Annotated in this window: 14 protein-coding genes and 1 tRNA gene; 11 read left to right on the forward strand and 4 right to left on the reverse strand. The window is 54.5% G+C overall.

Going from position 1 to position 16,219, the window contains the following annotated elements:
- Positions 1-80 precede the first annotated feature (80 nt).
- The 5 genes from VNL73_08460 to ccsA (VNL73_08480) are packed head-to-tail and all read left to right on the forward strand — an operon-like array spanning position 81 to position 4,023.
- Positions 81-578 carry a hypothetical protein gene (locus tag VNL73_08460; GenBank protein HXF49438.1) on the forward strand — a complete coding sequence of 166 codons (498 nt, stop codon included), beginning with the start codon at positions 81-83 and terminating at the stop codon, positions 576-578.
- A 13-nt stretch (positions 579-591) separates the two neighbouring features.
- Positions 592-1,242: a cytochrome c biogenesis protein CcsA gene (ccsA, locus tag VNL73_08465; GenBank protein ID HXF49439.1), complete on the forward strand. Its 651-nt coding sequence runs from the start codon at positions 592-594 to the stop codon at positions 1,240-1,242.
- Complete coding sequence (locus VNL73_08470) at positions 1,239-1,358, forward strand: CcmD family protein (GenBank protein ID HXF49440.1); 120 nt, start codon at positions 1,239-1,241, stop codon at positions 1,356-1,358. Before ccsA (VNL73_08465) ends, VNL73_08470 begins: the two co-directional genes overlap by 4 nt.
- Before the next feature lie 5 nt (positions 1,359-1,363).
- On the forward strand, positions 1,364-1,753 hold the full coding sequence (locus VNL73_08475) for a cytochrome c maturation protein CcmE (protein HXF49441.1): 390 nt from the start codon (positions 1,364-1,366) through the stop codon (positions 1,751-1,753).
- Positions 1,750-4,023, forward strand: coding sequence for a cytochrome c biogenesis protein CcsA (gene ccsA / locus VNL73_08480; GenBank protein ID HXF49442.1), 2,274 nt, complete (start codon positions 1,750-1,752; stop codon positions 4,021-4,023). The genes VNL73_08475 and ccsA (VNL73_08480) overlap by 4 nt, the downstream gene beginning before the upstream one ends.
- A 5-nt stretch (positions 4,024-4,028) precedes the next feature.
- On the opposite strand, the gene VNL73_08485 is transcribed toward ccsA (VNL73_08480), so the two are convergent.
- The 3 genes from VNL73_08485 to VNL73_08495 all read right to left on the reverse strand — a co-directional run bounded on the left by VNL73_08485 (position 4,029) and on the right by VNL73_08495 (position 7,566).
- Positions 4,029-4,376, reverse strand: a complete 348-nt coding sequence (locus tag VNL73_08485; protein ID HXF49443.1) for a cupredoxin domain-containing protein — start codon at positions 4,374-4,376, stop codon at positions 4,029-4,031.
- A gap of 171 nt (positions 4,377-4,547) precedes the next feature.
- Entirely contained in the window at positions 4,548-6,557 is a 2,010-nt protein-coding gene (locus VNL73_08490; GenBank protein ID HXF49444.1) for a S9 family peptidase, read from the reverse strand.
- A gap of 79 nt (positions 6,558-6,636) precedes the next feature.
- Positions 6,637-7,566 carry a proline dehydrogenase family protein gene (locus tag VNL73_08495; protein HXF49445.1) on the reverse strand — a complete coding sequence of 310 codons (930 nt, stop codon included), beginning with the start codon at positions 7,564-7,566 and terminating at the stop codon, positions 6,637-6,639.
- A 337-nt stretch (positions 7,567-7,903) separates the two neighbouring features.
- On the opposite strand from VNL73_08495, the gene VNL73_08500 reads away from it, so the two are divergent.
- Genes VNL73_08500 through VNL73_08520 form a run of 5 tightly spaced genes read left to right on the forward strand, consistent with a single transcriptional unit; the run spans position 7,904 to position 14,836 of the window.
- A complete protein-coding gene (locus tag VNL73_08500; protein HXF49446.1) occupies positions 7,904-8,842 on the forward strand; it encodes a hypothetical protein in 939 nt (312 codons plus the stop codon).
- 10 nt (positions 8,843-8,852) lie between these two features.
- Complete coding sequence (locus tag VNL73_08505; GenBank protein ID HXF49447.1) at positions 8,853-10,541, forward strand: hypothetical protein; 1,689 nt, start codon at positions 8,853-8,855, stop codon at positions 10,539-10,541.
- Positions 10,542-10,543: 2 nt separating this feature from the next.
- Entirely contained in the window at positions 10,544-11,788 is a 1,245-nt protein-coding gene (locus VNL73_08510; GenBank protein ID HXF49448.1) for a hypothetical protein, read from the forward strand.
- A gap of 44 nt (positions 11,789-11,832) precedes the next feature.
- Entirely contained in the window at positions 11,833-13,461 is a 1,629-nt protein-coding gene (locus VNL73_08515; protein ID HXF49449.1) for a hypothetical protein, read from the forward strand.
- A gap of 31 nt (positions 13,462-13,492) precedes the next feature.
- Positions 13,493-14,836, forward strand: a complete 1,344-nt coding sequence (locus tag VNL73_08520; protein ID HXF49450.1) for an NAD(P)-binding domain-containing protein — start codon at positions 13,493-13,495, stop codon at positions 14,834-14,836.
- 51 nt (positions 14,837-14,887) lie between these two features.
- Here the strand turns inward: VNL73_08520 and VNL73_08525 are convergent.
- A tRNA-Glu gene (locus tag VNL73_08525) sits at positions 14,888-14,962 on the reverse strand.
- On the opposite strand from VNL73_08525, the gene VNL73_08530 reads away from it, so the two are divergent.
- Complete coding sequence (locus VNL73_08530) at positions 14,955-16,100, forward strand: hypothetical protein (protein HXF49451.1); 1,146 nt, start codon at positions 14,955-14,957, stop codon at positions 16,098-16,100. The two genes, VNL73_08525 and VNL73_08530, sit on opposite strands and share 8 nt — an antisense overlap.
- The last annotated feature ends 119 nt before the right edge of the window (positions 16,101-16,219 follow it).

Here is a 16,219-nt window from a genome sequence, read left to right on the forward strand (position 1 = left end):
CGCCCCCGCAACCCCTCCAAAACTACTTTCGCTTTGGTCTTGCCATCAAAGACCCGCTTCCGCATCGCTGAATCCTCCTTGTGAATTCAGCCACAATCTACTCCATTCATCCTACCCTGTCACTAATGGGGAGCAGTATAAACCTCGCCCCAAAAGGCAACTGGCTTACTGAAGCCCAACTGAAACAGTTCTGGATTAATGACGAGACCTCCCGTACGTCGGGCAGCCCGCTTAAGGTGGATGGTTTGCTCTACACCAACAACTCCATTTATGGCATATCCCGTCCAGCCTCTAAAACGGGTGGAACTATGCAGGTAAACGGAGCCATCGTGGCAGCGGACGTTGGACTCCTTGTAACCAACGGATTGCAGATGAACTATGACGGCCGCTTGAAGAGCTTTTTGAAAATTAAGGACAATTCCAAAATCGCCTTGATTAACCCGGGTGGTTCCGCTAAGAAAAAAGAAACTACCGGAAAAAGCGACCGGAGGGCGGTTAACCGCCCTCCGGTTTTGATTAACCGGGGTTGTGTGATTTTCTCAAAAAAAATACGCCGATTGTCGCTTAATTTTTTATAATCAGGTAGGCAGAATGAAAAACTGGTTGCTTTTCATATGGCTCTCGGCGGTCATCGTTTTTGCCTTTGTCCAGCCCGCCCCCCAGCAGCAGATCGGCGAGACCTCCCGTATTATTTATTTCCACGTTCCCTGCGCCTGGCTTTGCGTGTTGGCCTTCTTTATGACCGCCCTTTTCTCGGTGCGCTACTTGCTCAAAAAGGATATGACAATGGATGCCAAAGCCGCCCTTTCGGCGCAACTGGGACTCCTGTTCTGCCTGTTGGCCACCGTCTCCGGCGCCATCTGGGCCCGTTTTGCCTGGGGCGCATTTTGGAACTGGGACCCCCGCCAGACCTCCATATTTTTGCAGCTCTTGATTTACTTCGCTTATTTTTCCTTGCGGGGGAGCATCGGCGAAACCGAAAAACGGGCCACTTTTTCCTCGGCTTACGCCATTCTGGCCTTTTTGACCGTTCCCTTTTTGATTTTCATCGTTCCCCGCATAACCCCCTCCTTACACCCTTCCGATACCGTCATTGGGAAAGAACAGAAGTTTAATATGGGGCCGGTGGTGCGCTGGATATTTTTTTCTTCTCTGGCCGGTTTCACTCTTTTGTATTATTATCTCTACCGGTTGGGAGCCAAAATCAAGGTGGCGGAACTGAATAGGAAAGGAATGGCGTGAACCATAACTACGTTGTAATGGTCGTTGTTCTTCTGGTCTGGGCGGCCCTTTTTTTTTACCTCTTGCGGCTGGAAAAAAAAGTCGATAAACTGATAAAGGAAATAAAGAAGGACTGATTGCCGTGAAAATCCGTTATATCGTTGCCCTGGTCATAATCGTGGGGTTCGTGATTTACGGGGCGGTCAGCTTGAAAACCAGCCTCACCCCCTATGTCAGTTTTGCCGAGGCCAAAAGCTCCCCCCAGACCGTGCAGGTGATGGGGGAACTGGAAAAATCCGCCACCCGGTATGATACGACCGCCGGGCTGTTGTACTTCACGTTAAAGGACAGCCACGGGGAGATGCTGGAGGTCTCCTACAAGGGAGTCCGTCCCGGTAACTTCGACCAGGCCACCCAGATTGTGGCCATCGGGAATTATAGGGAAAGAGTATTCCAGGCCGACCAATTGTTGGTCAAATGCCCCTCCAAGTATCAGGGGGAGGAAGTGCAAACCTACAAGGCGGAAAAATGAACGTTTCTCTTTTTGGCAATCTAATTTTGGGGGCGGCGTTGACGTTTTGCGTTCTGTCCATCGTCAGCTATCTATACGCATGGGGTCGTTCCAAGGGAACCTTGGTCTGGGGCCGCCGCTTCTATTGGGCCTCCGCCCTCTTTTCTGTCGGCGCGCTGGTTTACCTTTTCTATCTTTTTGTAACCAAGCATTACGAAATCACCTACGTCGCCGAATACTCCTCTTCCGATTTGCCTTTCCATTATCTGTTTTCCTCCGTCTGGGCCGGGCAGCAGGGTTCTTTCCTGCTTTGGCTCGGCTGGTCGGCCGTCTTGGGGTTATTTATGCTCAAGCGGCTTGGGGAATACGAGGAGCGGGGAATGTTTTTCTACCTGCTCGTCCAGCTCTTCTTGCTTTTTATCCTGGTCAAACGTTCCCCTTTTGCCCTTTCGGCAATTACACCTGCCGACGGTCGCGGCCTGAACCCCCTTTTGCAGGATTATTGGATGGTCATTCATCCGCCGGTGATGTTTTTGGGCTTTGCCGCAATGGCCGTTCCGTTTGCGCTGGCGATGGCCGCTTTGACTCGGCGGGAATACCGCAACTGGGTGACGACCGCTTTCCCTTGGGTCAACTTCGGCCGGATGGTTTTGGGCACCTCCATTATTATGGGCGGTTTCTGGGCCTATAAAGTTTTGGGCTGGGGCGGCTATTGGGGTTGGGATCCAGTCGAAAACGCCTCCTTGATGCCCTTCTTGGGCGGTCTGGCCTTGACCCACGGTTTTTTGATTCAGAAGAACAAGGGCTCATTGCCCAAAACCAACTTCTTTTTAGCCATAACGGCCTTTCTGCTGGTGGTATATGGCACGTTCCTTACCCGCTCCGGCATTCTGGCCGATTTTTCGGTTCATTCCTTCGTCGATTTGGGGATCAATGGCTTTCTGGTTCTCTTCCTTTTTACCTTCATCATAGTCGGGTACGGGATGCTTCTTTGGCGCACCCGCGAAATCAAAGGCCCCGTCTATTCCGGTCCGATTGTCAATCAGGACTTCAACGTGCTTTTGATGATTTTGTTCATTTCGCTTTCCGCCTTTATGGTGCTTTTGGGCACATCCTCCCCCTTGATAACCCGCCTTTTCGGCCAGCCCTCCAACGTGGAAATTTCCTACTATGTAAAAACGCATTTGCCGATAGGGATTGCCATCGCGCTTTTGATAGGTCTTTCCCCCTATCTTTTCTGGCGCTCCGCCACGCCGTATGAAAAGCTGAAAAAAGCCCTCTGGCCCGCCGTTATTGCTTTGCTTTGCACCGTTTTGACGTTCCTCGCCGGCTTCCGTGAAAGCATTTATCCCCTCTTTCACCTCCTGACCTTTTTTGCCCTCTTTTCCAACATTGCCATCTTTTTCCGTTCCGCCGCCTCCCGGCCGGTTAATTCTGGCGGCCATCTTTCCCACGTCGGCGTGGCAATGCTTTTGGCCGGTTTCATCTTCTCCTCCGTTTATTCGCAGGAAAAGCGCTTGAATTTGGCCTTGGGGGAAAAAGGGGAGGCCTTCGGCTACACGCTGACCTATAAAGGAACGGAAGGGGATTTGAAGCAACCCGAAAACGCCCTCATCTTCGCGGTCGAGAAGAACGGAAGAAAGACCGAAGCCCGTCCCCGCTTTTTCTGGGCGGAATACAATCAGGGGTATATGCGCAAGCCCGCCATCCAGAAGGGGATTATGTACGACCTTTACATCGCCCCCATCAACCACTCCCGCGCAACCGAAGAGCAGGAGGAGCCCGGCGTTTTGGTTTTCGGTGACAGCGAAACGAAAGAGGATGCCTTCGGTTACAAAATCAGTTTCAAGGGATTTGGCGAAACCAAGATGGACCCGGATGGCGGCGAGATTTCCATCACCGCCATTTTGGAAGTGGCCGGTTACGGCGCGCACGGCGTGCGCAAGCCTGCGGTGACGATTAAAAACTCCGGCGAGCGGGTCTCGCCTCCGGTCGAGCTTTCCAACGGCAATACGGTGCAGTTGATTGACGCCCGCGCCACCCCCCGTCAGGTGGTTTTGAAGTTTTCAGGCCCGGCCGTGGTACCCGCCACTGCTGCGCAGGACGTGGTCTCCATCGAGATATCCAAAAAGCCCTTCATCATCTTCGTCTGGCTGGGAACGATTCTGGTGACCATTGGCGGCATCATCTCCGTAGTCCGCCGCGGCAAGGAACTGCCGGGCTCCAAGCTCCCAATCGACTTGACCGCCAAAGAAAAACCGGAACTGCAAAAGGTTCTGGTTTCCAAATAAGTAAACTACTGAACAGTTATCGTTCCGGTCATTCCCCCATGAAAGTTGCAGTGGTAGCCAAACGTGCCGGCCGAATTGAAGGTATGGGAGAACGTCTGGTTCGGTGTAAGAGTGCCTGAGTCGAACAAACCCATTGTGTTGCTGGTTACCGTGTGACTGGTCACGTCATTGTTGACCCACGTCACGGTTGTCCCCACCGTCACGGTTCTCGAGGATGGATTGAAAACGCTGCCGGCCATCCCAATATTCCCGGAAGGGGGAGGGTTTCCTCCGCTTGAAGTGCTCTTCTTGCTGCAACTCAAACTTAAAACCGCCAGCACCATCAAGCCGACCAACCTAAATTTCGCTTTCATACTGCCGCTCCTTCCCAGCCCCCGACTCAATCTTATTATACGCAGCAAAAGAAGAACTTATTGCAGCGAGGCGCGTTGACTGTAGGGGCACGGCGCGCCGTGCCCCTTGCGTCAGCAATTATTCCTGACGCAACTTTTTCCCTCCCCTCAAGGGGAGGGACAGGGGTGAGGTCAGCGCCCCTTCAAATATCGGTCAAACCACTTCAACATCCAGTCAAGCCGTGCCAGCCGCCTATCCGGCCGCCCGTGGCGCGAAAGCCCGTGCGGCTCCTCCGGAAAGCGGACAAACTCCACTTTCTTCTTCAGCATCTTCAGCGCCAAAAAAAGCTCCTCCCCCTGGCTGATGGGACAGCGCAAATCCATCTCGTTGTGCAAAATCAAAAGCGGCGTTTTGACATTTTTGACGTAAGAAATGGGCGACATCCGCAAGAGTTTGTCCGGGTCATCCCAGATTGTGGCCTTCATTTCCCGGTAAACTTCGTGCCCGATGTCCGAACTGCCGGACATGCTGTACTGGTTCACCACGGAACGCCCGGTGACAGCGGCCCGAAAGCGATTGGTATGGCCGACAATCCAGTTGGTCATAAACCCGCCGTAGCTCCCGCCGGTCACCCCCACCCGTTTGGGATCGACGAACGGTTTGCGGGCGAGTTCATCCGCTCCCGCCATTACGTCCTTGTAGTCGATATTCCCCCAGTCACCGACGATCGCCCCGGCAAACGCCTCGCCGTACCCTTGAGCGCCGCGGGGATTGGAAAAGAAAATCACATATCCCCGCGCGGCCAAGAGCTGAAATTCGTGGAAAAAAGATATGCCGTACTGAACCGCCGGCCCGCCGTGAATCTGCAAAATGGCTGGATACTTCCGCCCCGGCTTGAAATGGGTTGGTTTCATTATCCAGGCCTGCACGGGAGTGCCGTCAAAGCTTTTGAAAGAAGCCGGCTCCGGCCGGGAAAGCAAAATTCCTTCCAAAAACTCTTTTGAAATGGAGGTAACCTGCTTCGGTTGCGCCGGTTTTTCTGATAGTTTTAAAGTGAAAACCTCCGCAGGCATCAAAAAATCCGAAAAAACCAAAGCGGCTGTCTTGGCGCCCTTGGCGGCCGAAAAACGCTGCAAATGCCCCGGACGGGTTAAAATCCGGCTGACTTTGCCCCCGGACGAGGGAACGGTATAAAGCGCGGTGCTCCCGGAATCGGAAGCCATAAAGTAAAGCCGCTTCCCGTCCGCCGACCAAACCGGCGCCGCAACGCCGTGCCCTTCCTGCATATCGCAGATGGTGACGTCGATGCAGGGGCGGTCGAAATCGGGTATTACGTCTTTGGCCTCCCCCTTACCGAGAACGGGAACGACCCATACATGGTCGTTTTCCACTCCCCAAGCATCCTCCGGGTTGGCGTGACCGATGTAGGCAATCTTTTTTCCGTCCGGCGACCAGGAAGGTGAAGCGACTGGCCCGGGAGGTGTGGGAAGTTTCCGCATCCGCCCGCCGCCGGAGGGAATCACCCATAAATCGATGCGCAAACTTTCCCGGTCCGGGTCCGGCTGGCGGTTGGAAGCAAAGCAAACCCATTTGCCGTCCGGCGAGAAGGCGGGGGAAAGTTCCTCGTAGCGGCCAGCGGTGAGTTGAGTCCCTTTTCCGGAGGTCGTATCGAACGTCCAGATATGAAAACCGTCCTTGGGCAAAAACCCCTCCCCGTCCAGCTTGTAGAAAAGCCGGGTGATATGCCGGAAAACCGGCGCCGCTTTGCGATCCGGCTTGCCGTCTTCGCCAATCGGTGGGGGATCGTTCTTGCGGAAAGCGCACAAAAGCTTTTTCCCGTCCGGCGACCAGGAGAGCGAATCAAACGTCCCGTCCATCGACACCAGCTTCCGCGCCTCCCCCCCGTCCGCCGGAATGATGTAGATGCCATCTTCCTCATCACGGTGGGATACAAAGGCGATGAACTTTCCATCCGGCGACCAGACCGGCTGGCGGTCTTTCACCTTGCCGGTGGTAAACTGCCGCGGCACACCGCCCGAGGCCGGAACAACCCAAAGATTCGACCAGTACTTTTGCCGGTTGTCGTCAATCCATTCGAGCGTGAAGGCGATTTTGGACTCGTCCGGCGAAAGCGCGATGGCACGAACCCACTTGAACTTCAACAAGTCTTCGGCGGTGATTAGCCGTTTGGTTTTCGGCATTTTTACTCCTCGATTTCCTTCATACGAAAACGCCCCGGGGCATCCAATCCGCCTTGCGGGAAGGGCGGAATATAATGCTTCAGTTCCGAAAGAGCTGTTTTACGGCAAAGAAAATGTTCGCCGGCCGCTCCGCCAGCCGCCGGACGTACCAAGGGAACCAAAAATGCCCGTAGCTGATAAGACAGCGGACGCGATACCCCTCCTGCGCCAGCCGCTGCTGTTCCTCGCTTTGAATTCCGTATAAAAGCTCAAACTCGTAATCATTTCTAGAAAGTCCGAGAGCTTCCGCTTCTTGCTGAACTTTTCGAATCAGGGTCAAATCATGTGTGCCCACCCCGAAAGTGACTCCCTTCTTTTTGATGTTCGAAAGCAGCACCTTGGCCAGCGTCATAAAATTGGCATCCACGTCCTTTTTCTTTGGGTAGGCCATATTAACCGGTTCGGCATACGCCCCCTTGACCAGTCGGATGCCGGGAGAAAAGGGGAGCAGCTCCTCAAGGTCCTTGGCGGTCCGGTACAGGTAGGATTGCAGGCAAACGCCCACTCTTGCGTACTCCTTGCGGGCTTTTTTGTAAAGAGCAAGCGTTTTATCCACGTATTTGCTTTGCTCCATATCAATCCAGACCCAGTTGTCGAACTCCCTGGCCCGGTTGATGATGGCAGCCAAGTTTTTGTAACAAAGCTCCTCCCCCAAATCGAGCCCCAATTGGGTGAGCTTGACCGAAATTTGCCCGTCCAGTCCCTTTTGCGCAATTTGTGGCAGGGCGTCGATATAATGCCGGGCAACGTTTTCCGCCTCCGCCGGTTCGTTGATGTTTTCTCCCAGCAAAGTGAAGAGCGACGCAATATTTTTTTTCTTCATCCCCTCCGCGGCAACCAGCGCATCCGCCAACTCCTCCCCCGGCATAAAGCGGGAAACCGCCCGCTGCACGAACCGGTAGCGGGGCAGCTTTTGCCTAAGTGTTTGATTTTCCGAAATCCAGATAAGCGCTTTGCGCGTCAAGTTCATCGCCTCAACTTCCCGCCCGGGGAAAACGCCCCGAAAGCCGGAAAAAAGCGGAATTTTTCGTTTTGTCCAGATAAAAAAGCGTCCTCAACGGGATTCCCGGGACCAATTCTCGAGTTACATCAAGCGAACAAACCCGGCCATCCGTAAAAGTGGAATTCGGCCTTAGCTTGAAAAATATTACCACCGGCGGGGGCTTGACTAAGATGAGCTTTTTCAATGGAGGCCCGATAACACCAGGTTTTGACATCGGTACTGTCTGTGTTTCAAGAGCTTAGGAGATCCGTTTTTTTCAAGATTATACTTTTTTTAGTCGATAATATGACGGAGGTCATATAATATGAGGATGACAGCTCATCCCGTTCAGATGGCGGTGGGAGTATCCCAAGCCGCCTCGGTTCAGAAAACCAATTTTCTCACTCGTTGGATTGGTCGGGTGATTTATTTCGTCTCGTTCAGTGTATTGGTCTATCTTTTTGTTGACGGGGCCTCCTACTACACTCTGCCATATGCCCAGCGCCCGCATCACGAACGGTACCGCACTCTGCGCCCGGCCGGCAGTCGCGGACTGGCCTTCGGCATAGCCGGTTCGGCGATGATGGTTTTGATGCTGGTCTATTCCCTGCGGAAACGGACCCAGCTTTTGAGGCGGCTGGGAAATCTGCCCCACTGGCTGAATTTCCACATCTATCTGGGTATCATGGGACCGCTTTTAATCTTGCTGCATTCCTCTTTCAAGGTTCAGGGGCTGGTGGCGGTGAGCTTCTGGTCAATGGTTGTGGTGGCGGCCAGCGGCGTTTTCGGCCGCTATCTGTACCGCCAGATTCCCCGCAACATTCAGGGAAACCAGTTGAATTTGCAGGAGCTTGAGGAATTAAATAAAAGTTTCGTCACTCGGCTGAATCAGGAATTCGGACTTTCGGATACGCAGATAAGCCGGTTTGATTCTATCGGCTTTCTGGACGCGAATAAAAATATCGGCCTTCTGCGGGCTTTCAGTCTGGCTCTTTTGGACGGCTGGCTACGGGTGACCATCCACCGACGGCTGCGGATAGAATACGCAAAGAGCTTGGGGCTTCCCCGTCGGCAGCTTCGTCAATTGGTGAAGCTGGCGGAAAAGAAGACCCAACTGCGCCACCGGGTGATTTTGCTGGGCCAGATGCAGAAACTCTTTCACTACTGGCACGTCGTGCATAAACCGTTTGCCGTGATTATGTACATAGTGATGGCCGTGCACATCGGGGTAGCGGTCTGGACCGGATACGCCTGGAACTTCTGACAAAGAGCCGATGCCGAAAACTTACCGATATGGAGCGCTGCTTATTTTTTTCCTATTCGCCAGGGTCCAAGCCCAGCTTTCCCCGGGAGAGCTGGCCAAAAGCCATGCCATGTTGGAAGGAGTCAAAAACTGTAACGCCTGCCACGCTGCGGATCGCGGCATTTCGGCAGACAAGTGTTTGGCTTGCCACACCGTGCTTGGAGCACGCATTCAAAAAGGGGAAGGAATTCATAGCCGACCGGCCTTTCGGGAATGCCAGAGCTGCCACGTGGAGCATCAGGGGCGGGATTTTCAACTGGTTTGGTTCAAAGAGGGGCAGGAAAAATTCGACCACGCCCTCACGGGGTACCCGTTGGAAGGGAAACATTCCGTGCTGAAATGCCAGTCCTGTCATCAGCCCCGATTCATCGGCGATCAGAAAAAGCTTTTGGACCAAAAAAAAGACCCCCAGAAAACCTTTTTGGGTTTGGAGCTGAACTGCGCGAGCTGTCATTTGGATGAACACCGCGGCCAATTCGCGGCGGCCTGTCTTTCCTGTCACACAATGGCCGGCTGGCGCCCGGCCCCGGGGTTCGACCACGACAAAACGAAGTTTGTCTTGACCGGCAAACATAGCACAACGCCCTGCGCCAAGTGTCATGCAACAAAGACAGATCCATCGCCCAAAACGGAAGATCGCGAGTTTTTGCATTTCGCCAACGTTCCCTATCAGTTCTGCACGGACTGCCACCAAGACCCGCACCGCAAGCGGTTTGGCAATAGTTGTGAGCGCTGCCACGGCACACAGAGCTGGCGGTTGGCCGACCGGACCGCCTTTGACCATGGCCGGCAGACCCGCTACCCGCTGTTGGGAAAGCATACGGTTCTGGCCTGCGAGGCCTGCCACAAACCCGGAAAACCGTACGCAGGTTTAAGGTTTGAAAAGTGTATGGATTGCCATTCCGATTATCACAGGGGCGACTTTGCCCGCCGCCCTTTGCGCGGAACCTGTGAGGAATGTCACACAGCGGAAGGGTTTTCTCCAGCACGATTCACGTTGGCCCAGCATCAGAAAACCGATTATCCACTGATGGGCGCCCATCTTGCCGTTCCTTGTGTTTCCTGTCATACTTCCGTCGGCACAGGCGCAGAAAAAAGAGTCCGTTTTACCTTCGCCTCCAATCGTTGTTCCGGCTGCCACGCCAATCCGCACGGGACGATCAAAAAAGCTTTTGCTGAAAAAGGGTGTGAGCTTTGCCACTCGGTTGAAAGCTGGCGGCAGGTGAAATTTGATCATGCCAGAACAGATTATCCTTTGGTTGGCCGACATGCCGATGCGGCCTGCCGGGCCTGTCACGGAAAAGCGGCGAGCAATCTGCAAACTGCCCATCTGACGTTCACCGAGCTGTCTCAACGCTGCAGCGATTGTCATTCGGATGTTCATCGCGCCCAGTTCCGGCTGGCTTCCGGCGGCCGTTCAACAGTTATGCCCTGTGAACGCTGCCACACCCCCGTCAGCTGGCTGGCGGAAAAGTTCGATCACAATACCCAGGCGGCCTTTAAACTGGAAGGTGCCCATCTTTCCGTTCCCTGCCAGGACTGCCACAAACTGGTTCTGGAAAACAATGTCCGTTTCGTTCGCTACAAACCGCTTTCCTCCACTTGCAAATCCTGCCACGACGAAAAAAAAGAGAAGGATTTGCGCAAAAAGAAGGGTTGATTATGAAACGACATCTCTTTGCCGCACTAACCGTTTTCTCTTTGGCCGGGCTGGCGGTCATCGGGCTCACGGCCGACAAGAACCCCCATGGAAAAATCCAGTGGGCTTGCGAGGATTGCCACACGGCCAAATCCTGGTCCAAGCTCCGCTCCCCTTTGAAGTTTGCGCACAACGAAACCGGCTTTGCCTTGGTTGGGGCGCACAAGGCGGCGGCCTGCATCGGCTGCCACAAAACGCCGGTTTTCAGCCGGGTGGCTGTGGCCTGCGCGGACTGCCATACAGACGTTCACAAAGGGCAGATGGGGATTGCCTGTCAGAACTGCCACACCACCGAAAACTGGCAAAACCGGCAGGATATTCTGACCCTGCACGCCCAGAAGGGATTTCCGTTGACCGGCGTCCATGCCACCGCCGACTGCGAGGCCTGCCACCGGGGCCAGGCCCGCGAGGAATTTGCCAACACCGCAGCCGACTGCTACAGCTGCCATCAGAGCCAGTTTATCTCGGCAAAGAATCCGGACCACGTGCAGGGCGGCTTCAGTCACGACTGCTCCTCCTGCCACACCTCCAGCTTTTGGGTTCCGGCCAACTTTGACCACGCACGCACCCGCTTTGCGCTTACAGGGGCACACCGCACGGTGGCCTGCGCCTCCTGTCACGTAACAGGGTATGCCGGTACGGCGGCGGACTGTTACAGCTGCCATCAGAACAATTTTGCCGCCGCCCAGTCCCCCAACCACGTGCAGAACAATTTCAATCACGACTGTACCCAATGCCACACCACCACGGCCTGGACGCCGGCCCGCTTTGACCACAGCCAGACCCGCTTTCCGCTCACCGGCGCGCACCTGCGTACGGCTTGCGTTGCCTGTCACGCCACGGGCTACACCGGTCTTCCTTTAAACTGCTACGGTTGCCACCAAGGAGATTATGCGGCCACCACCAACCCCAACCATTCGGCCGCAGGATTTTCCACCGACTGCCAGACCTGCCATACGACCTCGGCCTGGGTGCCTTCGAGCTGGAATCATGACGCCCAATATTTCCCCATTTATTCCGGCTCCCACAAGGGAAGGTGGACCACCTGCGCCGATTGTCATGTCGTTCCGTCCAATTTTGCCGTCTTTGAATGCATCAACTGCCACGCCCACGACAAAGCGACAATGGATGCCAAGCATGCCGGCCGACAGGGCTATCAATATGCCAGCACGGCCTGCTATAACTGCCACCCGCGGGGGACCCACTAATGGCCGCCGAAGGGAAGTGGCACAGTAAGATGAAGGGAAAACGAATGAGTTCCGCAGATAGAACCCGGCGGCTTTTATCGGTCCTTTTGTTGTTCTTTTTCAGTTCGGCAATTTGGGCTGGCGAGCCGAAGACTGTCTTCACGATTAAATACGTTTCCGCCGACCATGTTTATCTCTCCGGCGGAACGGCCGACGGTCTTGCCGTCGGCGACGGTTTGATCATAATGGAAAAAGGGAAAATCAAGGCGAGCTTGGAGGTCGATTTCACTGCCGAACATTCCGCCTCCTGTGAGGTTCTTTTGCGGGAGGGGGAGATTCAAATCGGGGATGTGGCGGTGAAAGAAGAAACGATTGGCGAAGCCGCCGTTCCCCGGCCTGCCGTGGTGACAACCCCTCCGCCGCCGGCTCCGGCAAGACGCGCCTTCCCCGCCTCGGGCTTCGGTGCAACCCGGCTGGCCACCCTAAGCGGCAGTTTTTCCGCCCTCTATCACAATTGGAACGACAACAGCCCAAACGGGCTCGATTTCTCCCAGTCCAGTGCCCGGCTGAATTTGACGGCCCGCCGACTGTGGGACAGAGAAATCACCTTCACCCTGCGGGCTCGCGGACGGTACGACCAGCGCAGCCGGGCCTACAGCAGCACGGTTCCCAAAAACGAGTGGGTAAACCACGTAAGCGAGCTTTATTTGGCCTTCGACGATGAAAAAGCCCCTTTTAATTTTTATGCCGGCCGGTTCTTGCCCCGACGCGTAAGCACGGCCGGTTATCTGGATGGAGCGCTTTTGGAAAAACGGTTCTCCGATTTCGTGCGGGCGGGCACCTTTGCCGGCCTGCAGCCGGAATGGATGTACACGAACATCGGCCTTCCCCTCCAAAAAGGGGGCGTGTATTTGAACTACACCCGTGGGGCTTACCAGGCCAACCGGCTGGAGTTGACCCTGGCCGCCGCCGGGAGCTACCACGATTTCTACGTCAACCGGGAGTTTTTCTATCTGCAGGGATACTGGGGGCTGGGGGAGCGCTTCAGCTTTGGTCAGAATACGGAAGTGGATTACAACCGGCGCTGGCGGCGGGAGAAAATGGGTGATCCGTTCACGCTGACCAATCTGTACAGCTTTGCCCGCTACCGCGTGAGCCAAAAATTCTCCGCCTCGTTGAATTACGACCGGGGTCTGAACTATTGGACCTACGAGACGCAATACCTCGCCGATACACTTTTCGACCGCCGTATGCGGGAAGGGCTGCGGTTGCAGTTTGATTTTGACCGGCTCGCCAAGTATTACGGTGTCGTCGGCGCCGGCATCCGCAACCGCAAGGGGGATTCGCGACCGACCTACACCTACACGGCTGGGCTTACCCGTCGGGAACTTTTCAGCCGACGCACGAGCGCAAATATTTCGGCAGGCGGGTTTTCCGGTCCGCTCGAAAGCGGGTACAACTTCTCGTTGCGTGCCGACCAGTATCTCTTCGGCAGCAACTACGCCAGCGCCGGCTGGGGGCTTTACACCTACAAAGGCAGCGGTCCCCTTCCCCGCCGGGTCAACCACACGTTCGATTTTTCGCTGCGACTCGATTTGGCTTTCCGGCTTTTTTTCAGCGGTCAAATGCAGTACAGCACGGGGGACGACATCCGTGGTACCCGGCTCCAGGGTGAAGTCGGATACTTTTTTTAAGGCCGTGAGGATTTGAAAACGGAGCAAAACGATGGAACAACTTTTAATCTGGCTTTTCGTGGCGGTTTTAAGCGTCGCGGTTTTCGTTCCTTATTGGGTTCGCTTTCACAAAAGTCATAAAAAAACCGTCCGCGAAAAGCAGGAAGCGGCCGGTCTGGGGCTGGACCGTCCCCGGTTGCAATATCCGCAAATTGACGCCGCGCTCTGCATCGGTTGTGGCAGTTGCGTGGCGGCCTGTCCCGAGGGGGACGTTCTGGGGGTGGTGCACGGCACAGCAGCGGTCATCAACGGAGTGCGCTGTGTGGGGCACGGCTACTGCGCGGAGGTCTGTCCGGTCGGGGCCATCAAAGTGGGCCTGGGGGATGTTCAAAGCCGCCCCGATATGCCGATTCTAAGCAAAAACCACGAAACAACTGTTCCCGGACTGTTTATCGCCGGCGAGTTGGGAGGGCTTTCGCTCATCCGCAACGCCGTCGCCCAGGGAAAAACAGCCGTCGCAGAAATCGCCCGTAGGGCCGGCCGGGGGCGCAGCAAGCAGATGCCGGATTTGGCCATCGTGGGGGCCGGGCCGGCCGGGCTTTCCGCGGCTCTTACCGCCATCCAGCACAAGCTGGACTACGTTCTTCTGGAAGAATTAGAGGTCGGGGGCACGATTCTGCATTATCCCCGCCGCAAGTTGGTGATGACCCAGCCGGTGGAAATTCCCCTGTACGGCTGGCTTAAAGAAGAGGAATACTCAAAGGAATTTTTACTGGAAACCTGGCAAAAAGTCGTTGCCCGCTTCAAGGTGAATCTCCGTACGAACGAAAAAGTCGAAGGGGTAAAGAATAATGGCGACTTTTTTGAACTGCACACGGCCAAAGGGTACCACTGCGCCCGCTTTGTGCTGCTCGCTTTGGGTCGCCGGGGCACACCCCGCAAGCTGGGCGTTCCCGGGGAGGAACTCCCCAAGGTGACCTACCAGCTTATGGATGCCCAATCCTACACCTGCAAGCATCTTCTGGTTGTGGGAGGCGGAGATGCCGGCGTGGAGGCGGCCATTGGCCTGGCCCGGCAGACGGGAAATATGGTGACCCTTATCCATCGAAAGGATGCATTTGCCCGCATCAAGAAGAAAAATGCCGAACGCATCACGGAACTTATCAACAAGGGGCGGGTTAAAGCGCTTCCGGATGCGGGAGTGGAGGAAATACGGCCAGCGTCTGTTTTGCTGAAAACCGACCGGGGTCTGCTTGAACTCCCGAACGATTACGTTTTTGTCTTCATCGGCGGCGTACCCCCCTTCGATATGCTGAAAAAAACCGGCGTTATCTTCGGCGGCCCGAACCAGGCATCCGGACAAATCAAGGAAAAATCCGCAAAAATAAGAACCTAACTCCATCATCTTGGAGCTCACCGCTGCTGTCCGGGATTGATTAAAAAAAAGCGTCCCCAACGGGATTCGAACCCGTGTTACCGCCGTGAAAGGGCGGTGTCCTAAGCCGGGCTAGACGATGGGGACAGCAGAAGCGAAAATACCGGCTTATGCCTTGCCGGTCAAGCGCTTTAAACCGGATAAAAAAGCCCTTGACACAAAAAAAAAAAATCGTGCTTATATTATCTTTGCTAACAGAGAGTTATGGACAATGAAGCGTAAAGTCCGAGCGGCAGGAGCAAGAAAGAAAGAAAATCTCTTTCTGTTTCTCCTCGCCCTTCTTCTCGTTGCCCCGCTGGTGGGGTGTTCCAAAAAACCCACCGCAGATAAATGGAAAGACTGCATCAACAACTGGGGCTGGGATACCTGCCGAACCTATCCCCGTTATATGGACTACAATGCCACCTGGTCCCCGGATGGCAAGACCATTGCGTACTTACATGGGGGAAGAACCCAGTTCGGCGATACTTCAGGAATTTATCTAATCGACACTACCGGGAATAATCGTCGAGTATTGGTGCCTTCGGTTCTGGCCGTTCAGCCGGCTTTTTCTCCGAATGGCCAGTGGGTGGCGTTTGCTAATCTTGCGGATGACGCTATTTATAAAATTAAAATCAATGGGGATAGTCTGACCCAGTTGACTTCTGGCGGTGAAGACCAACAACCGGCTTGGTCTCCAGATGGGAACTGGATTGCATATGTCAGGGCTAGCAATCCTGGCGGAGGACTTCGAATTATTAGTCCAGACCAAACAACAGATAGTCTTTTGATGGATTCTGGGGGAGCGAGCCCTGATTGGTCAAATGACGGGAGTAGCATACTTTGTTTTCGGGCTTTCTTTGAACAAGGGGAACAAAAGCTCTATGTCGGTATTTTCAACTTAATCGATTCGACCTTTAGAAAGTTAAGAGAAGCCCCTTTTGCGCTCTGGAGTCATCTTCGGTGGAATCCGGATAATTCCAAAATTCTCTTGACGGTTTACGAACCAAACAACGACATCTACGTTGCTCCAAGCTACCTTTACACTATGGATTCAGCCGGACAAAGCTTTCAAAAATTGCTTACAACTCCTTCCTTTGAAGGAACTTGGTCGCCGGATGGAAAAAAGATTGTTTACAGCGACACAAGACCGGAGTATGGAACCTTATTTACAATGGATGCGGATGGAAGAAATAAACGACAGATAACTTTAACTTCTTTGCCGAAAAAAAGCCCTGGGCGGTAACCGGCTAAAGTAACACGCCCAAGGCGCGGCAGGCATAAAACAAAGCATCCCGCTTGGCGGGACGCTTCGGCTTTTATGCTCCCATTTCAATATAGGCCGGGGAAGGCAAAAGGCAAGAA

Source organism: Verrucomicrobiia bacterium (assembly GCA_035574275.1).
Classification (GTDB): Bacteria; Zixibacteria; MSB-5A5; order DSPP01; family DSPP01; genus DSPP01.